The following is an 18,326-nucleotide window of genomic DNA, read 5'->3' as shown; positions in this document are numbered from 1 at the left end:
ACGTTGTGAATCGGTCCGTCCTGCCCATGAAACGTCGCCGAGCAGCGGGACCGGAAATCGGGCGGGGGTGGTGCCTTCCCGGACGGCTCGTTGCGAGTGTCCGAGCAGGATACGACGCACGCGGGTGATCCGCGCGACGCTCGCGACGAGTGAGGTGCTCCGATCGGGTGGCCTCCGTCACGTGACACGGTCAAGTAGGCCCCGCGCACGATTGCCGCTGCGTGGCCGGGAGCGACCATGGCCGGTCGCTGATAGCCTGGTACCCCGTGGACCGGTGGGCACGAGAACCCCCGAACCGCAGCGACGGCACCCCTGAAAACTCCGGACGGCGCCGCCTCGCACCTCTCCACCTCGCGACCACGGGAGCTCCCTCTTGGCCATGCCGCCCAAATCCTCGACGACCAAGCACCTCTTCGTCACCGGGGGCGTCGCCTCCTCGCTGGGCAAGGGGCTCACGGCCTCCAGCCTGGGTGCCCTCCTGAAGGCGCGGGGCCTGCGGGTCACGATGCAGAAGCTCGACCCGTACCTCAACGTCGACCCCGGCACGATGAACCCGTTCCAGCACGGCGAGGTCTTCGTCACCAACGACGGGGCCGAGACCGACCTGGACATCGGCCACTACGAGCGGTTCCTCGACGTCGACCTCGACGGCTCGGCGAACGTGACCACCGGCCAGGTCTACAACACCGTGATCGCCAAGGAGCGCCGCGGTGAGTACCTCGGCGACACCGTGCAGGTCATCCCGCACATCACCAACGAGATCAAGCACCGCATCCGGCGGATGGCGACCGAGGACGTCGACGTCGTGATCACCGAGGTCGGCGGCACGGTCGGCGACATCGAGTCGCTGCCGTTCCTGGAGACCGTCCGCCAGGTCCGCCACGAGGTCGGCCGGGACAACGTCTTCGTCGTGCACATCTCGCTGCTCCCCTACATCGGCCCGTCCGGTGAGCTGAAGACCAAGCCGACCCAGCACTCGGTCGCGGCGCTGCGCAACATCGGTATCCAGCCCGACGCGATCGTGCTGCGCGCCGACCGCGAGGTGCCCACCGCCATCAAGCGCAAGATCTCGCTGATGTGCGACGTGGACGAGGCCGCGGTGGTCGCCGCCATCGACGCCCCGTCGATCTACGACATCCCCAAGGTGCTGCACGCCGAGGGACTGGACGCCTACGTCGTGCGCAAGCTGGACCTGCCGTTCCGCGATGTGGACTGGACCCAGTGGGCGGACCTGCTCGACCGCGTCCACAACCCCGACCACGAGGTCAAGGTCGCGCTGGTCGGCAAGTACATCGACCTGCCCGACGCCTACCTCTCGGTCACCGAGGCGCTGCGGGCCGGCGGCTTCGCGAACAAGGCCCGGGTCAAGGTCAAGTGGGTCGCCTCGGACGACTGCAAGACCCCGGGCGGCGCCGCGGCCCAGCTCTCCGACTGCGACGCGATCTGCATCCCCGGCGGCTTCGGCGACCGCGGTGTGGACGGCAAGGTCGGCGCGATCACCTACGCCCGTGAGAACCGCGTCCCGCTGCTGGGCCTGTGCCTGGGCCTGCAGTGCGTGGTCATCGAGGCGGCCCGCAACCTGGCCGGTATCGAGGGTGCCAACTCCACCGAGTTCGACCCGGCCGCCGCCCACCCGGTGATCTCCACGATGGCCGAGCAGATGGACATCGTCGCAGGTGAGGGCGATATGGGCGGCACGATGCGGCTCGGTATGTACCCGGCCAAGCTGGCCGAGGGCTCGATCGTCCGCGAGGTCTACGGCGACCAGCCGTACGTCGAGGAGCGCCACCGCCACCGCTACGAGGTCAACAACGCCTACCGCGGTGAGCTGGAGAAGAAGGCCGGGCTGCAGTTCTCCGGCACGTCGCCGGACAACAAGCTCGTCGAGTACGTCGAGTACCCGCGCGAGACGCACCCCTACCTCGTCGCCACCCAGGCGCACCCGGAGCTGCGCTCCCGCCCGACCCGCCCGCACCCGCTCTTCGCCGGGCTGGTGAAGGCCGCGGTCGCGCGGAAGACGGGCGCCGCGAAGTAAGCGGAACAGCGGCCGATACGGTTGCCGGGGTACGGCCTCCTTCTGGAGGTCGTGCCCCGGTTTCTGCGTTGGTCGAGCTTGTGCACATACAGAGAGGACGTCGCGCCATGGCGATCAAGGACACCCCGGAGGAGTGGACGGTCACCGCTACCACGACGCCGTTCACCGGGAACAAGACCAGCGTGCGCACCGACGAGGTGGTCATGCCGGACGGCACCACGGTCACCCGCGACTACCAGGTCCACCCCGGTTCCGTGGCCGTACTCGCCCTCGACGGCGAGGGCCGGGTGCTGGTGCTGCGCCAGTACCGCCACCCCGTACGCCACAGGCTCTGGGAGATCCCCGCCGGGCTGCTCGACGTTCCCGGTGAGAACCCGCTGCACGCCGCGCAGCGCGAGCTGTACGAGGAGGCGCACGTCAAGGCCGAGGACTGGCGGGTGCTGACCGACGTCTACACCACGCCCGGCGGCTGCGACGAGGCGGTGCGGATCTTCCTGGCCCGCGATCTGTCCGAGGCCGAGGGGGAGCGGTTCGAGGTCTCCGAGGAGGAGGCCGACATGGAGCTGGCGCGGGTGCCGCGCGAGGAGCTGGTGCGTGGCGTGCTCGCCGGTGAGCTGCACAACAACTGCCTCGTGGTGGGGGTGCTGGCGCTGATCGCCGCCGAGGGCGGTGCGGGGCTCGACGCGCTGCGGCCGGCCGACGCGCCGTGGCCGGCCCGTCCCTTCGAGGCCTGAGCGCCGGCCGCCCGACCCGGCCGCGTACCGGTCGGATGATCCGCCGATCCGATCGGGTGACCCAACCGACGTGCTCCGCACGGGACGTGACGGGGCGTGAACTACGCTCGACGGCGACCCCGTCCGCGCTCGCGGGCGGGCTCGTACGCGCAGGTGGACGGAGCGTGACCGGTGACGGATCAGGCGGTGGGCGGGGAGCACCTCCCGCCGGAGGCGGCGGGTGTGCCCTGCGCGGCGGTACCGGGCCGGCCGGATGCCGGGCCCCGTCGGAACGATGCCCCCGCCCGCCCCGCCGTCCCGGCACCGCTCCCCAAGCCCGCCACCCCCTTCGAGCAGGGCGGACCCGGGGCCGCGCGGCCGGCCACGGGGTTCGCAGGCCGCCGCCGTGAGCTCAAGGAGCTGCGCGCCGACATCGCCCGGGCCGGTCTGGACACCCTCTCCGGGCGCAAGGGCGCGCGCAGCCGGGTGCTGCTGATCGCCGGCCGCCCCGGCTCCGGCCGTACGGCGCTCGCCGAGGAACTGCTGCGCGAGCTGGCCGGCGGCTACCCCGACGGGGTGCTGCGGGCGACGCTGACCGGGCCGGGCGCGCGGCCGGCCGACACCGGGCGCACCGCCCGCGACCTGCTGACCGACCTCGGCGAGGACGCGCCGCCGGGCGCCGCGGACGACGAGCTGACCGAGCGGCTGCGCGGTGCGCTCGCCGGGCGCCGGGCACTGCTGTTCCTCGACGACGCCCCGGGCGCCGACGAGGTCGAGCCGTTGCTGCCGGACGCCCCGGACTGCCTGGTGCTGGTGGTCTCGCAGGGGCCGCTGACCGGCATTCCGGACGTCCGGCCGTGCGCCCTGGGGGGCCTGGACAGCGCGGCCTGCGTCGAGGTCCTCGCCCGCTACGCCGGACCGACCCGGATCACCGTCGACCCGCGGACCGCCGAGAGCGTCGCCGAGTTGTGCGGGGGCCAGCCCGCCGCGCTGGTCCTGGCCGGTGCCTGGCTCGCCGCCCGCCCCAAGTCCTCGGTCGCCGATCTGCGGCAGGCGCTGGACGCCGTCCCGCTGCCCGCGGACCTGCCCAGCGGCGGCCGCCCGCTGTTCCGCGCCTTCCACCTCGCCCACGCGGCGCTGTCGCCGACCGCCGCGCGGATACTGCGGCTGATCACCCTGGCACCGGACGGCCTCGTGGACGCGCAGATCGCCTCCGCGCTGGCCGGCTGCTCGGTGGCCGCGGCGGCCACGGCGCTGGGCGACTTCGCCGCGCTCGGCCTGCTGCGGCCGGTCGCCGCCGGGGACGACGCGGACCCCGGCACCCGTACGCCTGACGCCGCGCTGCTCCCGCGGTACCGCCTCCCCGGCTGCCTCGACGCGCTGGTGCGCGAACTGCTCCGGGAGCACGAACGGCCGGCCGAGGTCCAGCTGGCCCGTGCCCGGATGCTGGAGCGGACCGTACGGCTGCTGCAGTCGTGCCGGGCGATGGGCGAGCCGGACGGTTCCCCCGCCCGCCAGCAGGTCGCCGGGCTGCCCCGCTCGCTCCGCTTCAGCTCCCCGGGCGCCGCCGCGCAGTGGCTGCGCAGCCGCCGCGGCGCGCTGCTCGAAGCCGCCCGGATCGCCGCCGCGGACGGTGAACTGGACACCCTGGACCGGCGGTTGATGGCCGCGCTGACCCGGACGCTGCTCGCGCACCGGGGGGCGAAGGCCGCGGCGCCCGACCTCTATGTGCTGCACGGGCTCGTCCTGCAGGTCGCCGAGCGGCGCGGGCTGGCGCGCGAGAAGGCCGCCGCGCTGCTGAACCTCGCCGATCTGGACGGCCAGGCGGGCCGGACCGCTCAGGCGGCCGCCCGCTACCGGAGCGCGCTGGAGGCGGCCCGTTCGGTGAAGGACCCGGTGGCCACCGTGCGGGCGCTGGAGTCGCTGGGGGAGACGTACACCGAACTGGGCGACTGGCAGCGGGCCGCCGACTGGTTCGGGCGGGCGCTGGAGCTGCGGCTCGCCCGCGGCGAGGCTGGTGCGGCGGCGCGGCTGCACGGCCGGATCGGCGGGGTGTACGTCTCCGCGGGGCGGTGGGGCGAGGCGCTCAAGGAGTGGCGGGCGGCCGCCAGGACGCATCGCCGGCTCGGCGAGACGGCCGGCCAGGCGCGGGCGATGGGGGAGGTGGCCCGGGTCCAGGAGTGCGCGGGACGGCCCGAGGAGGCGTTGCGGACCTGCCAGGAGGCCCTCGAAACCGCCCGGAAAGCGGACGACGGACGGCTTCAGGCGACGCTCCAGCTACGGATTGCGGACACCCTCGAACGGCTCGGCGACCCGGCAGCGGCAGGGGTCCATCGCGCCGTGGGGGAGCGTCTCCTCGAAGATCACCCGGAGTGACCTGCGAAATCGGTAGTGCCTCTGGCAGAAATTAATGCTTTGCAAGGCTAGACAAGAGCAGGTCCTTCAATAGACTGGCTGGGCCGCGTACGGCGCGGTCAGTTCCGTCATGCATCGCATGAGGGGATAATTCCTCCTGCACCCTCTCATTCAAGGACCGTGATCGACGTGAAGGTCGGCATCCCCCGCGAGGTTAAGAACAACGAGTTCCGCGTGGCCATCACGCCCGCCGGAGTCAACGAACTCGTCCGCCACGGCCACCAGGTCTTCATCGAGAAGGACGCCGGCCTCGGCTCGTCCATCACGAATGAGGAGTACGTCTCCGCCGGTGCCACCATCCTCGGCACCGCCGACGAGGTCTGGGGCACCGCCGACCTGCTGCTGAAGGTCAAGGAGCCGATCGCGGAGGAGTACCACCGCCTCCGCAAGGACCAGACGCTCTTCACCTACCTGCACCTGGCCGCGTCCAAGGAGTGCACGGACGCGCTGCTGGAGTCCGGCACCACCGCCATCGCCTACGAGACCGTCGAGACGGCCGGCCGCGCGCTGCCGCTGCTCGCCCCGATGTCCGAGGTCGCGGGCCGGATCGCCCCGCAGGTCGGCGCGTACCACCTGATGCGCCAGGCCGGCGGCCGCGGTGTGCTGCCCGGTGGTGTGCCCGGTGTCGCCGCCGGCAAGGCCGTCGTCATCGGCGGTGGCGTCTCCGGCTGGAACGCGGTGCAGATCGCCGTGGGTCTCGGCTTCCACGTCACCCTGCTCGACAAGGACATCAACAAGCTCCGCGAGGCCGACAAGATCTTCGGCACCAAGGTGCAGACGATCGTCTCCAACGCCTACGAGCTGGAGAAGGCCGTCGTCGAGGCCGACCTCGTCGTCGGTGCCGTCCTGATCCCCGGCGCCAAGGCCCCCAAGCTGGTCACCAACGAGCTCGTCGCCAAGATGAAGCCCGGAAGTGTCCTTGTCGACATCGCGATCGACCAGGGCGGTTGCTTCGAGGACTCGCGTCCCACCACGCACGCCGAGCCGACCTTCGAGGTCCACAACTCGGTCTTCTACTGCGTCGCCAACATGCCCGGCGCGGTGCCGAACACCTCCACCTACGCCCTCACCAACGCCACGCTGCCCTACATCGTGGAGCTGGCGAACCGCGGCTGGGTCGAGGCGCTGCGCCGTGACCCGGCGCTGGCCAAGGGCCTGAACACGCACGACGGCAAGGTGGTCTACCAGTCCGTCGCCGAGGCCCACGGTCTCGAGCACGTCGAGCTGCGCACCCTCCTCGGCTGAGGTCGCGTCAACGAAGCGTGTCAACGCTGCACATCCGGCCGGGCCTTGGCGACAGGGCCCGGCCGGTCGCATGTGCGCCGCGCGAGGTGCGCCGTTCCGGAACGTCGTCTCTCAACTCGCCGCGAACGTAACCCTTTAACCGATTCGCGTACCCCCGAAACATCGGTCCGATACTGCTTGCGCCCTTGACATCGGGGGGTCCGGTTACCGACACATCGTGCCGGGTCCGGTGGATTGTGTTGCTGCGGACGCCCGACACGCCATAGAGTCGCCAACCGTCGGCATGGTGCCACGCTGACCTATCGATAAAGTTTCCTGGTCACGTCCAAGGAGGTAAGACGACTTGTGAATGAGTCGACATTTACTCCCGGAGGTGGTCACCCAGGAGCGGTTGCACGGGGCCAGGGTCCCTCGGGGCTCGAGGCTGTCGGCTCCGTAGCGGTCCACACCTTCGCAACGCACCAGAGCATTTCCACGACAGCCCACCAGAGTATGGACGGCCATCACGTGAACGCCATGGCCGGCGACCGGGGCAGTGGAGAACCCGCCCGTCTCGCCGACTACGACGACCTGCCCGAGGGGCACTTCTACGATCCGGACGCGGAGTACGAGCCGGACCCCGAATACGCCGCGACGCTTGCGCCGGACGCCGCGCGCCAGCGCCGTGAACGCGTCGGCCCGACCGGACGCCCGCTCCCCTACTTCCCCATCCCCGGCCCGCTCTCGGAGCACGGCCCGGCGAAAATCATCGCGATGTGCAACCAGAAGGGCGGGGTCGGCAAGACCACCTCGACCATCAACCTGGGTGCCGCACTCGCCGAATACGGACGACGGGTGCTGCTCGTCGACTTCGACCCGCAGGGTGCCCTGTCGGTCGGACTCGGCGTCAACCCGATGGAGCTCGACCTGACGGTCTACAACCTGCTCATGGAGCGGGGCATGTCGGCCGACGAGGTGCTCCTGAAGACCGCGGTCCCCAACATGGACCTGCTGCCCAGCAATATCGATTTGTCAGCGGCAGAGGTGCAGTTGGTCAGCGAGGTCGCCCGCGAGTCGACCCTGCAGCGCGCCCTGAAGCCGCTGCTGGCCGACTACGACTACATCGTGATCGACTGTCAGCCCTCCCTCGGCCTGCTCACCGTCAACGCGCTGACGGCGGCTCACAAGGTCATCGTGCCGCTGGAGTGCGAGTTCTTCGCGCTGCGCGGTGTCGCGCTGCTCACCGAGACGATCGAGAAGGTCCAGGAGCGGCTCAACCCCGACCTGGAGTTGGACGGCATCCTGGCGACGATGTACGACTCCCGTACGGTGCACAGCCGCGAGGTGCTGGCGCGCGTCGTCGAGGCCTTCGACGACCACGTCTACCACACCGTCATCGGCCGTACGGTCCGCTTCCCCGAGACCACGGTCGCGGGCGAGCCGATCACCACGTACGCCTCCAACTCCGTCGGTGCCGCCGCCTATCGCCAGCTCGCCAGGGAGGTGCTCGCCCGGTGTCACGCCGAGTGAGTTTGCCGGGAGCCGACGAACTGTTCCGTACCACCGGGGGAGTGGGGCTGCAGCCCTCCAGCCCCCGTCGCACCACGAACGGTCCGGCGGCCGCGGCCAACGGCGAGGCGACCCGCGTGCCCGCGCCGGCCGGCGAGCCCGAACCGGCGTCGGAGACGCCGGAGGCGGCCACCGCCGTCCGGCAGCGGCGCTCCGGCAGCGGCGGCCAGGACACCCCGGCGACGGCCGGCGACGGCGGACCGGCCACCCCGCCCCGGGTGCCCGCGGTCGCGCCCCCGGCCGAGCACAGCGGCCGCGAGGCGGACGGTGACGGCGCCAAGGGCCACCGGGCCCAGGCGGGCCAGTCCGGCCCGTCGGGTCCGGACGCCGCCGCGGCCGCCGTGCAGGCCGGTGGCCAGGGCCGCCGTCGCGGAGGCGGCCGCGGCGCCAACCGCCGCCCCAGCGGCCGGGAACGGCACGACGAGAAGATCACCGTCTATGTCTCCGCCGAGGAGCTCATGGACCTGGAACACGCCCGCCTGGTGCTGCGCGGCGAGCACGGCCTGGCCGTCGACCGCGGCCGGATCGTCCGCGAGGCGGTCGCCGTCGTCCTCGCCGACCTGGAGTCGCGGGGCGACGCCAGCATCCTGGTACGGCGGCTCCGCGGCCGCTGAGGCGCCACCCGGGCGGTGCCGCCGCGGTGCAAAAACGTCTCGTCGGGTGGGGCTCGGCCGCGTCGGGGCCGGTCGACGGCCCCCGCGCGGGCGACGCGGGATAGCCTGCCTTCTTCGCGGGTCATCCCGCGCGTGACCAGCCCGTCGCCCCCGGCACGGGACCGCAGCACCATGGACCGCGATGCCGACGACCAACGACGACACCCCCGCGCCCCGCGCCCGCAGACCTCTCGGGCGCGGGCCGGGTGCGGGGCCGGTGGCGGACGAAGCGCCTGTCGTCCACGAGGCGCCGGTTGCGGACGAGGCGCCCGTGGCGCCGGAGGCATCGGAGCCGGCGGCTGCGCCGGAGCCGGTGGACGAGACCGAGGCCGGGCGTGAGCCCCCGGTGGCGGCCGCTTCCGAGGAGGCTCCCCCCGAGGGCGGCGACACGACCTTCACCCTGCGTCTCGACAACTTCGAGGGCCCCTTCGATCTCCTGCTGCAGCTGATCTCCCGGCACAAGCTGGATGTCACCGAGGTCGCGCTGTCCAAGGTGACCGACGAATTCATGGCGCACATCCGGGCCATGGGGCCGGACTGGGACCTGGACCAGACCACCGAGTTCCTCGTCGTCGCGGCGACGCTGCTGGATCTCAAGGCCGCCCGGCTGCTGCCCGCGGCCGAGGTGGAGGACGAGGCGGACCTCGCGCTCCTGGAGGCCCGTGATCTGCTCTTCGCCCGGCTGCTGCAGTACCGCGCCTACAAGCGGATCGCGGACATCTTCAGCGGCCGGCTGGCGGACGAGGCGCGCCGCCACCCCCGTACGGTCGGACTGGAGCCGCACCACGCCGAGCTGCTGCCCGAGGTCGTCATCAGCATCGGGGCCGAGGGCTTCGCCGGGCTCGCGGTCAAGGCGATGCAGCCCAAGGCCAAGCCACAGGTCTACGTCGATCACATCCACGCCCCGTTGGTGAGCGTGCGCGAGCAGGCCGAGGTGGTGACGGCGCGGCTGCGGGAGGCGGGCGAGACCACCTTCCAGGAGCTGGTCGCGGACGCGCCGGACACCCTGACCGTCGTGGCGCGCTTCCTGGCCCTGCTGGAGCTCTACCGGGAGCGGGTGGTGGTGCTGGACCAGGAGGAGGCCCTGGGGGCGCTGACGGTGCGCTGGACGGGCGCGGAGGGGGCCGAGCCGGTGGTCACCGACGAGTTCGACCAGGAACCGTCGCAGCGCGCCCTGGAGGCGGAGCGGGGCGGGCAAAGAGCGGAAGAGGAGCGGGCATGAGCGGCACGGCCGGTGGCGAGGCGTACGACATCACCGAGGCCGGTGCGGACGGCGGCGGCCGCGAGACGGACTCCGAGGCGCCGGCGGGGGCGCTGGGCGTCGCCGAGCTGGCGCTGAAGCCCGCCCTGGAGGCCGTCTTGATGGTCGTCGACGAGCCGGCGACCGAGGAGCACCTGGCCAGGGTGCTGCAGCGGACCCGGCGCGCGGTCGCGGTCGCGCTGCGCGAGCTGTCCGACGACTACGCCCGCGAGGGCCGCGGATTCGACCTCCGCCTGGTGGCCGGCGGTTGGCGCTTCTACTCCCGTGCCGAGTACGCGGACGCGGTGGAGAGCTTCGTCCTGGACGGCCAGCAGGCCCGGCTCACGCAGGCCGCATTGGAGACTCTGGCCGTGGTCGCGTACCGTCAGCCGGTCAGCCGTTCCCGTGTCTCGGCCGTTCGCGGGGTCAACTGTGACGGTGTGATGCGCACGCTCCTCCAGCGCGGCCTGGTGGAGGAGGCGGGGACGGAACCTGAAACAGGTGCGATCCTGTACAGGACGACGAATTACTTTCTGGAGCGGATGGGCCTGCGCGGCCTGGACGAGCTCCCTGAGCTCGCACCGTTCCTCCCGGAGGCGGACGCGGTCGAGGGTGACTCCGCGGAAGGTATCCCGTCGTTCGACGTAGACGACAGCGGCGACTCTCAGACGGATCATTGATGCGAAGCAGCGGCAGGAACAACAGGGACAGCGGGCGCGGCAACTACCGCGGCGCGGGCAACAAGAAGGACGAGAAGCAGCAGCGCTCCGGCCGCCCCCGCCCTGAGGAGCGCCGCTACGACGTGGGCGGCACCGGTGGCACCGGCGGGGCCGGCGGCTCCTCGGAGCGGAAGGACGAGCGCCGGGGCGGCGGCAGCCGGGGCGCGGCGGCCCGCGGCGGCGCCAAGGGCGGCCCCCGTACGGGCGCCGCCTCCAAGGGAGCCCGTCCGGGCGGCAAGGGCGGCGGTCCCCAGCGCGGCCGCGGCCAGGCGCCCGCGCGTCCGCGCGAGTACGACGCCCAGGTCGAGGAGCGCAACCGCGCCCGGCACAACAAGCCGCAGGTCAAGACCCCCAAGACCTTCGGGGACCAGGAGGGCGAGCGGCTGCAGAAGGTGCTGGCCAGGGCCGGTATGGGCTCGCGGCGGGCCTGCGAGGAGCTGATCGATCAGGCGCGGGTCGAGGTCAACGGCCGCATCGTCACGGAGCAGGGCGTCCGGGTCGACCCGGAGAAGGACGAGATCAAGGTCGACGGCCTGACGGTCGCCACCCAGTCGTACCTCTTCTTCGCGCTGAACAAGCCGGCCGGTGTCGTCTCCACGATGGAGGACCCGGACGGCCGCCAGTGCCTGGGCGACTACGTCACCAACCGCGAGACGCGGCTGTTCCACGTCGGCCGGCTGGACACCGAGACCGAGGGCATCATCCTGCTCACCAACCACGGTGAGCTGGCGCACCGCCTGACGCACCCGCGCTACGGCGTCAAGAAGACCTACCTGGCCGCCATCCAGGGCCCGCTCCCGCGCGACCTGGGCAAGCAGCTCAAGGACGGCATCCAGCTGGAGGACGGCTACGCCCGCGCCGACCACTTCCGCGTCGTGGAGAACACCGGCAAGAACTACCTCGTCGAGGTGAGCCTCCACGAGGGACGCAAGCACATCGTGCGCCGGATGCTCGCCGAGGCCGGCTTCCCCGTCGACAAGCTGGTGCGGACGGCCTTCGGCCCGATCGCGCTGGGCGACCAGAAGTCGGGCTGGCTGCGCCGGATGACCAACACCGAGGTCGGCATGCTGATGCGCGAGGTGGAGCTGTAGGGGTCTTTCGCCGCCGGGGTCCGCCATCGGGCCCCGCGGGCGACTCCCGGCGTGCCGGGGCCGCCCTTGCGCCTCCGCCCCACCACCCCTTAACGTCACCATGACGATTAAGGGGTGGTTTTTCATGCGGTACACGGGGGCGGCCCGGTCCACGGGCGGCGCGGGGTCCAAGTCGGCGGCGACCGGCACGCTGATCGGGCTGGCGCTCGGTGACGCGCTCGGCTTTCCCACCGAGTTCAACGACGTGCCGGCCATCCTGGCCAAGTGCGGACCGTGGCGGCGGATGGCGCTGCCCGACCCCGCGTTCGTCACCGACGACACCCAGATGACGCTGGCGCTGGGGCGCGGGCTGCGTACGGCCATGGCGGGCGGCGAGCCGGCTGCGGAGCGCCTCGTACGCCCGGTGCGCGAGGAGTACGTCGCCTGGTGGCGCTCGCCCGACAACAACCGGGCGCCGGGCGGCACCTGCCTGCGCGCCTGCGAGCTGCTCAGCGACCCGGACCGGCCATGGGCCGAGGCCAGCCAGATCGGGTCGAAGGGCTGCGGCGCCAACATGCGGGTCGCGCCCGTCGCCCTCGCGCCGGGGCTGACCCCGCAGCAGCGCTCCGGCGCCGCCCAACTGCAGTCCGCGCTGACCCACGGCCACCCCACCGCGCTGGCCGCGAGCGATCTGACCGCCCGCGCGGTGCGCGCCCTCGCGGACGGCGCCCGGCCCGCCGAGCTGCCCGGCCTGCTGCGCGCGTACGCCCACGGGCGGCGCACCGTCTACCGGGAGGACTGGCTCGGCGATCTGTGGCGGCGCGGCCAGGACCCGTCGCCCACCGCGTTCACCGCCCGCGGCTGGGACGAGTGCCTGGGCGTCCTGGACCGGCTGGAGGCGGCGCTCGCCGCACCGGACACCGAGGCCGATCCCTGCCTGGCCACCGGCGCCGGCTGGATCGCGGAGGAGGCGCTGGCCACCGGACTGCTGTGCTTCCTGCTCTTCCCCGACGAGCCGCTCACCGCGCTGCGCCGGGCCGCCTGCACCTCCGGCGACTCCGATTCGATCGCCTGCCTCACCGGGGCCTTCGCCGGTGCCCACCTCGGTGCCGGCGCCTGGCCCGAGGAGTGGGCCGCCCGTATCGAGTACCGCGACGAGCTGCTGGCACTCGGGGCGGCCTGGGACGCCTGAGACCCCGGGCCCGTCAGGCGGCCCCGGACGCCGAGGACCCCCCTTGGCCAAGGGCCGAGGCCCGCCGGGCCCGGAACAGGAAATCCGCGACCCGGGCCCGGTCCGGCTCGGCCGGCAGCGGTGAGCCGGACACCGCCGCCTCGGCCTCCTCGGACAGCCGCGCCATCCGCCGCTCGACCACGTCCCAGGCCACCTCGCCGCGCCGGACCGCCAGCAGCTCCTCCCGGTCGCCGCCGACGTCCAGCGTCAGCGACCCCGTACGGAGCAGATCCCGCGAGCAGGCCAGCAGACGCAGCAGGTGCATGGCGGGCTTCCAGCGGGGCGCGCCGTGCCGTCGCAGATCGGCCCGCAGCTGTTTGAGCTGCCCGGTGGCGTAGCCGGCGAAGGTGCGGTGGACCTGGCGGGACAGGAACGCCCCGCGCAGCGCGAGCAGCTCCCGTCCGGTGCCGTCGAGGCGCTCCACGAGGGGGGAGTGCAGGCACTCCAGGACGGTGGGGTTGGCGTGCAGCGCCAGCTGGCAGAAGCGTTCCAGCTCCCAGGAGAACTCCTCCTCGCGGGGCCCCTCCACATGGGTCGGCGGCTTCTCGAAGCCCCAGAAGAGCCTGGTCGGGGCGAGGTACACCCCGCGCCGGTCGGTGTCGCTGCTCGCGGTGGCCAGCCCGAAGGCGCGCGAGCCCATCACGCACGCGTAGATGGTGTGCTCGGCGACCAGTGAGTGGCCCGATTGGCCGGTGGCTGCGGACATGGCGGCGATTGTGACCGGGGGAGGGGCGATGTGTCACCAGGTTTGCGCGCCGGGTGCGGGGCCGGTGCCCCGACCGGCCACCGCCGGTGCACGGACGGTCGCCGCACTCGTGCACCGCCCTCCCGGCCCGCTGTACGGTCACCCGTCGTGTACGGAATGTCAGTGCGGCTGGTTACGCTGATCAGTGCGTGCACAGGTGCGTGAACGCGGCACACGACGCAAGGGGAGCAGTGACGTGGCGGTACGAGCGGTCCGCGGGGCCGTCCAGCTGGAGCGGGACGACGCCGAGCATATGCAGGAGCAGGTCGGCGAGCTGCTCACCGCCATTCTGGAGCGCAACGGGCTGCTCGCGGACGACCTGATCAGCGTGTGGTTCACCGCCACCCCGGATCTGCGCAGCGACTTCCCGGCGGCCGCCGCGCGCGCCCTGGGCATCACCGACGTCCCGCTGATCTGCGCCCAGGAGCTGGCCGTCACCGGCGCCATGGAGCGGGTGGTGCGGGTGCTCGCCCATGTCGAGACCGACCTGTCCAAGGCCGGGATCGCCCACGTCTACCTCGGCGCGGCCAGGGCGCTGCGAAAGGACGTCGCGCAGTGAGGACCGCACTCGTCATCGGAACGGGCCTGATCGGCACGTCGGCCGCCCTCGCGCTCAACGCACGGGGCGTGCAGGTCTTCCTGGAGGACCACGACCAGGCCCAGGCCCTGACGGCCGCCGCGCTCGGCGCGGGCGTCGCCGAGGCGCCCCCGGGGCCGGTCGACCTGGCCATCGTGGCCGTGCCGCCGGCCCATGTCGCGGCGGCGCTGGCCGACGCCATACGGCGCGGCGTGGCCCGCGCGTACATCGACGTCGCCAGCGTCAAGGGCGGCCCGCGCCGCGACCTGGAGTCGATGGGCTGCGATCTGACCGGCTACCTCGGCACGCACCCCATGGCCGGAAAGGAGCGCTCCGGCCCGCTGGCCGCCACCGCCGACCTCTTCGAGGGCCGCCCCTGGGTGCTCACCCCCACCCGCGACGGCGACACCGAGGTGCTCAACCTCGGCCTGGAGCTGGTCGCGCTGTGCCGGGCCGTCCCCGTGGTGATGGACGCGGACGCCCACGACCGCGCCGTGGCCCTGGTCTCGCACACCCCGCAGCTGCTGTCCAGCCTCGTCGCCGCCCGCCTCAAGGGCGCCGACGAGACCGCCGTCCGGCTGTGCGGCCAGGGCATCCGGGATGTGACGAGGATCGCGGCCTCCGATCCGGCGATGTGGATCGACATCCTGTCCGCCAACCCCGGCCCGGTCGCCGACGTGCTCGCCGAGATCGCCGCCGATCTGGACGAGACCGTACGGTCCCTGCGTGCCCTGGAGTCCGCCGACGAGGACAAGCGCGGCAGCGGTGCCGGCGGTATCGAGGACGTGCTGCGGCGCGGCAACGCCGGGCGCGAGCGGGTCCCCGGCAAGCACGGCGCCGCCCCGGCCGCGTACGAGATCGTCGCGGTCTACATCGGCGACCAGCCCGGCGAGCTGGCCCGGATCTTCGCCGATGCCGGCCGCGCCGGGGTCAACATCGAGGACGTCCGCATCGAGCACGCCACCGGTCAGCAGGCGGGCTTCATCCAGCTCATGGTCGAGCCGCAGGCGGTGCCGGGGCTGACCGCGGAGCTGCGGGAGCGGGGCTGGTCCATCCGGCAATGAGACCGTGGACGGCGCCGTGCGGGTGAGCCAGTAACCTTGTGCGAGGCCCTCATGGCCTTGGACCCCCGCCCCGTGTAACAAGAAAGGTGTTCGTCACCGTGGAAACCGCCGCTCGGACCGCCCCGGCTGCAGTGATTGTCGCCATCGACGGCCCCGCAGGCACGGGCAAGTCCAGCACGTCCAAGGCCGTCGCCGCCAAGCTGGGATTCGGCTACCTCGACACCGGTGCCCAGTACCGCGCGATCACCTGGTGGATGCTGAGCAACGGCATCGACGTCCAGGACGCGACCGCGGTGGCCGACGCCGCCGCCAAGCCCGTGATCGTCTCCGGCACCGACCCGGCCGCCCCGACCATCACGGTCGACGGTCTGGACGCGGCGGGCCCGATCCGCACCCAGGAGGTCACCGCCGCGGTCAGCGCCGTCAGCGCGGTCCCCGAGGTGCGGGCCCTGATCACCGACCTGCAGCGCTCCATCGCCGCCGCGGCGCCGCGCGGCATCGTCGTCGAGGGCCGGGACATCGGCATCACGGTCCTGCCGGACGCCGACCTCAAGATCTTCCTGACCGCCTCCCCGGAGGCCCGGGCGGCCCGCCGCAGCGGCGAGCTCAAGGGCAAGGAGGCCACCGACCTGGCCGCCACCCGCGAGGCGCTGATCAAGCGGGACGCCGCCGACTCCTCCCGCAAGACCTCCCCGCTGGCGAAGGCCGACGACGCGGTCGAGGTGGACACCACCGAGCTGACGCTGGAGCAGGTCATCGAGTGCGTGGTCACCCTCATCGAGGGCGTCAGCGCCGAAAAGGCGGGACTCGCGCGGTGACCGACCGGGGCGGGGCGCCGAGCGCGGCCGGCGCCGGGGCCGGGCAGCGGTCCGGCATCCCGAGCGCCGCGGGTGCCGCGGTCGGCCGGCGGATCGGCATCGGCCTGATGTACGGCCTGTGGCGACCGCGGGTGCTGGGCGCCTGGCGGGTGCCGTCGTCCGGCCCGGTGATCCTCGCCGTCAACCACTCGCACGGCATCGACGGCCCGATGCTGATGGGCACCGCGCCCCGGCCGGTGCACTTCCTGATCAAGAAGGAAGCCTTCGTCGGCCCGCTGGACCCGTTCCTGCGGGGCATCGGGCAGCTGAAGGTGGACCGCTCCGCCGCCGACCGCAAGGCGATCACCGACGCGCTCGGGGTGCTGGAGCGCGGCGGGGTGCTGGGGATCTTCCCGGAGGGCACTCGCGGCGAGGGCGACTTCGCCTCCCTGCGGGCGGGCCTGGCGTACTTCGCGGTGCGCTCCGGGGCGCCGGTGGTGCCGGTGGCGGTGCTCGGCGGCAAGGACCGCCACAGCCGGCTGACGTCGGCCGTGCCGCCGCTGCGGGCCCGTGTCGACGTCGTCTTCGGCGATGCCTTCGAAGCGGGCGACGGCACGGGGCGGCGCACCCGCAAGGCACTCGACGAGGCGACGGTGCGCATCCAGGAGCGGCTCACCGCCCACCTGGCCGAGGCACGGCGCCTGACCGGGCGCTGACCCACACTTGAGTAGTGGACCGCGGACGAGCGGCCCACTACTCACGAAGACCACGCGGCGGCAGCCGCACATTGAATGCGTGAGGAACGGACTTCATGAACGACCAGATCCCCACCGGCGACGAGCACGGTGCGCTTGGCGACGCCGAGTACGCGGAGTTCATGGAGCTCGCCGCGCAGGAGGGCTTCGACCTCGAGGAGGTCGAGGGCGACATCGCCGCGGCCGGCCACGGCCCGCTGCCCGTCCTCGCCGTCATCGGCCGCCCCAACGTCGGCAAGTCGACACTGGTGAACCGCATCATCGGCCGCCGCGAGGCGGTCGTCGAGGACAAGCCGGGCGTCACCCGCGACCGCGTCACCTACGAGGCCGACTGGAACGGCCGCCGCTTCAAGGTCGTCGACACCGGTGGCTGGGAGCAGGACGTGCTCGGCATCGACGCATCGGTCGCGCTGCAGGCCGAGTTCGCCATCGAGGCCGCGGACGCGGTGGTCTTCGTCGTCGACGCCAAGGTCGGTGCCACCGACACCGACGAGGCCGTCGTCAAGCTGCTGCGCCGCGCCGGCAAGCCGGTGGTCCTGGTCGCCAACAAGGTCGACGGCCCGTCCGGCGAGGCCGACGCCGCCATGCTGTGGTCGCTGGGCCTCGGCGAGCCGCACCCGATCTCGGCGCTGCACGGCCGGGGCACCGGCGACATGCTCGACGCCGCGCTGGAGGCGCTGCCCGAGGCGCCCGCGCAGACCTTCGGCGCCACCGTCGGCGGCCCCCGCCGGATCGCGCTCATCGGCCGTCCGAACGTCGGCAAGTCCTCGCTGCTGAACAAGGTCGCCGGTGAGGAGCGGGTGGTCGTCAACGAGCTGGCCGGCACCACCCGCGACCCGGTCGACGAGATGATCGAACTGGGCGGCAAGACCTGGAAGTTCGTGGACACCGCCGGTATCCGCCGCCGGGTGCACCTCCAGGAGGGCGCCGACTACTACGCCTCGCTGCGCACCGCGGCGGCCGTGGAGAAGGCCGAGGTCGCGGTCGTCCTGATCGACGCGGGGGAGTCCATCAGCGTCCAGGACCAGCGGATCATCACCATGGCCGTGGAGGCCGGACGCGCCCTGGTCATCGCCTACAACAAGTGGGACACCCTCGACGAGGAGCGCCGCTTCTACCTGGAGCGCGAGATCGAGCGGGACCTCGTCCAGGTCCCGTGGGCGATGCGGGTGAACGTCTCCGCGCGCACCGGCCGCCACATGGAGAAGCTGGTCCCGGCGATCGAGACCGCGCTGGCCGGATGGGAGACCCGCATCCCCACCGGGCGGCTGAACGCCTTCCTCGGCGAGATCGTGGCCTCCCACCCGCACCCGATCCGCGGCGGCAAGCAGCCCCGCATCCTCTTCGGCACCCAGGCCGGCACCAAGCCCCCGCGCTTCGTCCTGTTCGCCTCCGGCTTCCTGGAGGCCGGCTACCGCCGCTTCATCGAGCGCCGCCTGCGCGAGGAGTTCGGTTTCGACGGGACGCCGATCCACATCTCGGTGCGGGTGCGCGAGAAGCGCACCAAGAAGAAGTAGCG

At 72.7% G+C, this 18,326-nt stretch carries 16 protein-coding genes; 15 read left to right on the top strand and 1 reads right to left on the bottom strand.

The window, feature by feature from the left end:
- Positions 1 to 379: 379 nt before the first annotated feature.
- From AC0680_RS25655 to AC0680_RS25610, 10 genes are all read left to right on the top strand, one after another.
- A complete protein-coding gene (locus AC0680_RS25655; protein ID WP_384439624.1) occupies positions 380 to 2,035 on the top strand; it encodes a CTP synthase in 1,656 nt (551 codons plus the stop codon).
- A gap of 107 nt (positions 2,036 to 2,142) precedes the next feature.
- Entirely contained in the window at positions 2,143 to 2,769 is a 627-nt protein-coding gene (locus AC0680_RS25650) for an NUDIX domain-containing protein (protein WP_478632887.1), read from the top strand.
- Between the two features lie 171 nt (positions 2,770 to 2,940).
- Complete coding sequence (locus tag AC0680_RS25645) at positions 2,941 to 5,124, top strand: tetratricopeptide repeat protein (RefSeq protein WP_478632884.1); 2,184 nt, start codon at positions 2,941 to 2,943, stop codon at positions 5,122 to 5,124.
- A gap of 168 nt (positions 5,125 to 5,292) precedes the next feature.
- Positions 5,293 to 6,408 (top strand): alanine dehydrogenase, encoded by a 1,116-nt coding sequence (ald, locus tag AC0680_RS25640; protein WP_384439701.1) that lies wholly within the window; start codon positions 5,293 to 5,295, stop codon positions 6,406 to 6,408.
- A 492-nt stretch (positions 6,409 to 6,900) separates the two neighbouring features.
- Positions 6,901 to 7,917, top strand: coding sequence for a ParA family protein (locus AC0680_RS25635; protein ID WP_478632881.1), 1,017 nt, complete (start codon positions 6,901 to 6,903; stop codon positions 7,915 to 7,917).
- On the top strand, positions 7,914 to 8,570 hold the full coding sequence (locus tag AC0680_RS25630) for a hypothetical protein (protein ID WP_478632878.1): 657 nt from the start codon (positions 7,914 to 7,916) through the stop codon (positions 8,568 to 8,570). The genes AC0680_RS25635 and AC0680_RS25630 overlap by 4 nt, the downstream gene beginning before the upstream one ends.
- Positions 8,571 to 8,751: 181 nt before the next feature.
- Positions 8,752 to 9,831, top strand: coding sequence for a segregation and condensation protein A (locus tag AC0680_RS25625; protein WP_478632876.1), 1,080 nt, complete (start codon positions 8,752 to 8,754; stop codon positions 9,829 to 9,831).
- Positions 9,828 to 10,529, top strand: coding sequence for an SMC-Scp complex subunit ScpB (gene scpB, locus AC0680_RS25620; protein WP_478632874.1), 702 nt, complete (start codon positions 9,828 to 9,830; stop codon positions 10,527 to 10,529). The genes AC0680_RS25625 and scpB overlap by 4 nt, the downstream gene beginning before the upstream one ends.
- Positions 10,529 to 11,659 (top strand): pseudouridine synthase, encoded by a 1,131-nt coding sequence (locus AC0680_RS25615; protein ID WP_478632872.1) that lies wholly within the window; start codon positions 10,529 to 10,531, stop codon positions 11,657 to 11,659. Before scpB ends, AC0680_RS25615 begins: the two co-directional genes overlap by 1 nt.
- A gap of 124 nt (positions 11,660 to 11,783) precedes the next feature.
- Complete coding sequence (locus AC0680_RS25610; protein ID WP_478632870.1) at positions 11,784 to 12,830, top strand: ADP-ribosylglycohydrolase family protein; 1,047 nt, start codon at positions 11,784 to 11,786, stop codon at positions 12,828 to 12,830.
- A 13-nt stretch (positions 12,831 to 12,843) separates the two neighbouring features.
- Here AC0680_RS25610 and AC0680_RS25605 read toward each other — a convergent pair whose 3' ends face one another.
- Positions 12,844 to 13,575, bottom strand: a complete 732-nt coding sequence (locus tag AC0680_RS25605; protein WP_478632867.1) for a nucleotidyltransferase domain-containing protein — start codon at positions 13,573 to 13,575, stop codon at positions 12,844 to 12,846.
- A 235-nt stretch (positions 13,576 to 13,810) separates the two neighbouring features.
- Here AC0680_RS25605 and aroH point away from each other — a divergent pair, with 235 nt between their 5' ends.
- From aroH to der, 5 genes are all read left to right on the top strand, one after another.
- Positions 13,811 to 14,173 carry a chorismate mutase gene (aroH, locus tag AC0680_RS25600; RefSeq protein WP_478632865.1) on the top strand — a complete coding sequence of 121 codons (363 nt, stop codon included), beginning with the start codon at positions 13,811 to 13,813 and terminating at the stop codon, positions 14,171 to 14,173.
- The gene (locus AC0680_RS25595) at positions 14,170 to 15,255 is read left to right on the top strand and encodes a prephenate dehydrogenase (RefSeq protein WP_478632863.1); all 1,086 of its coding nucleotides are present in this window, start codon (positions 14,170 to 14,172) and stop codon (positions 15,253 to 15,255) included. Before aroH ends, AC0680_RS25595 begins: the two co-directional genes overlap by 4 nt.
- An 86-nt stretch (positions 15,256 to 15,341) precedes the next feature.
- Positions 15,342 to 16,073: a (d)CMP kinase gene (cmk, locus tag AC0680_RS25590; protein WP_468980110.1), complete on the top strand. Its 732-nt coding sequence runs from the start codon at positions 15,342 to 15,344 to the stop codon at positions 16,071 to 16,073.
- Between the two features lie 107 nt (positions 16,074 to 16,180).
- Positions 16,181 to 16,768: a lysophospholipid acyltransferase family protein gene (locus tag AC0680_RS25585; protein WP_478632947.1), complete on the top strand. Its 588-nt coding sequence runs from the start codon at positions 16,181 to 16,183 to the stop codon at positions 16,766 to 16,768.
- 95 nt (positions 16,769 to 16,863) lie between these two features.
- Positions 16,864 to 18,324, top strand: coding sequence for a ribosome biogenesis GTPase Der (gene der, locus AC0680_RS25580; RefSeq protein WP_478632860.1), 1,461 nt, complete (start codon positions 16,864 to 16,866; stop codon positions 18,322 to 18,324).
- Positions 18,325 to 18,326: the final 2 nt, after the last annotated feature.

The sequence above is a fragment of the Streptomyces sp. NPDC043738 genome (genome assembly GCF_056436545.1).
This window is presented reverse-complemented; position numbering and strand designations above follow the sequence as displayed.

Bases quoted from the DNA above. Each gene is read 5' to 3' on its own strand.
- AC0680_RS25655 (WP_384439624.1), top strand. From the start codon at position 380: ATGCCGCCCAAATCCTCGACGACCAAGCACCTCTTCGTCACCGGGGGC.
- AC0680_RS25650 (WP_478632887.1), top strand. From the start codon at position 2,143: ATGGCGATCAAGGACACCCCGGAGGAGTGGACGGTCACCGCTACCACG.
- AC0680_RS25635 (WP_478632881.1), top strand. From the start codon at position 6,901: ATGGACGGCCATCACGTGAACGCCATGGCCGGCGACCGGGGCAGTGGA.
- AC0680_RS25625 (WP_478632876.1), top strand. From the start codon at position 8,752: ATGCCGACGACCAACGACGACACCCCCGCGCCCCGCGCCCGCAGACCT.
- scpB (WP_478632874.1), top strand. From the start codon at position 9,828: ATGAGCGGCACGGCCGGTGGCGAGGCGTACGACATCACCGAGGCCGGT.
- AC0680_RS25615 (WP_478632872.1), top strand. From the start codon at position 10,529: ATGCGAAGCAGCGGCAGGAACAACAGGGACAGCGGGCGCGGCAACTAC.
- AC0680_RS25610 (WP_478632870.1), top strand. From the start codon at position 11,784: ATGCGGTACACGGGGGCGGCCCGGTCCACGGGCGGCGCGGGGTCCAAG.
- AC0680_RS25605 (WP_478632867.1), bottom strand. From the start codon at position 13,575: ATGTCCGCAGCCACCGGCCAATCGGGCCACTCACTGGTCGCCGAGCAC.
- AC0680_RS25585 (WP_478632947.1), top strand. From the start codon at position 16,181: ATGTACGGCCTGTGGCGACCGCGGGTGCTGGGCGCCTGGCGGGTGCCG.
- der (WP_478632860.1), top strand. From the start codon at position 16,864: ATGAACGACCAGATCCCCACCGGCGACGAGCACGGTGCGCTTGGCGAC.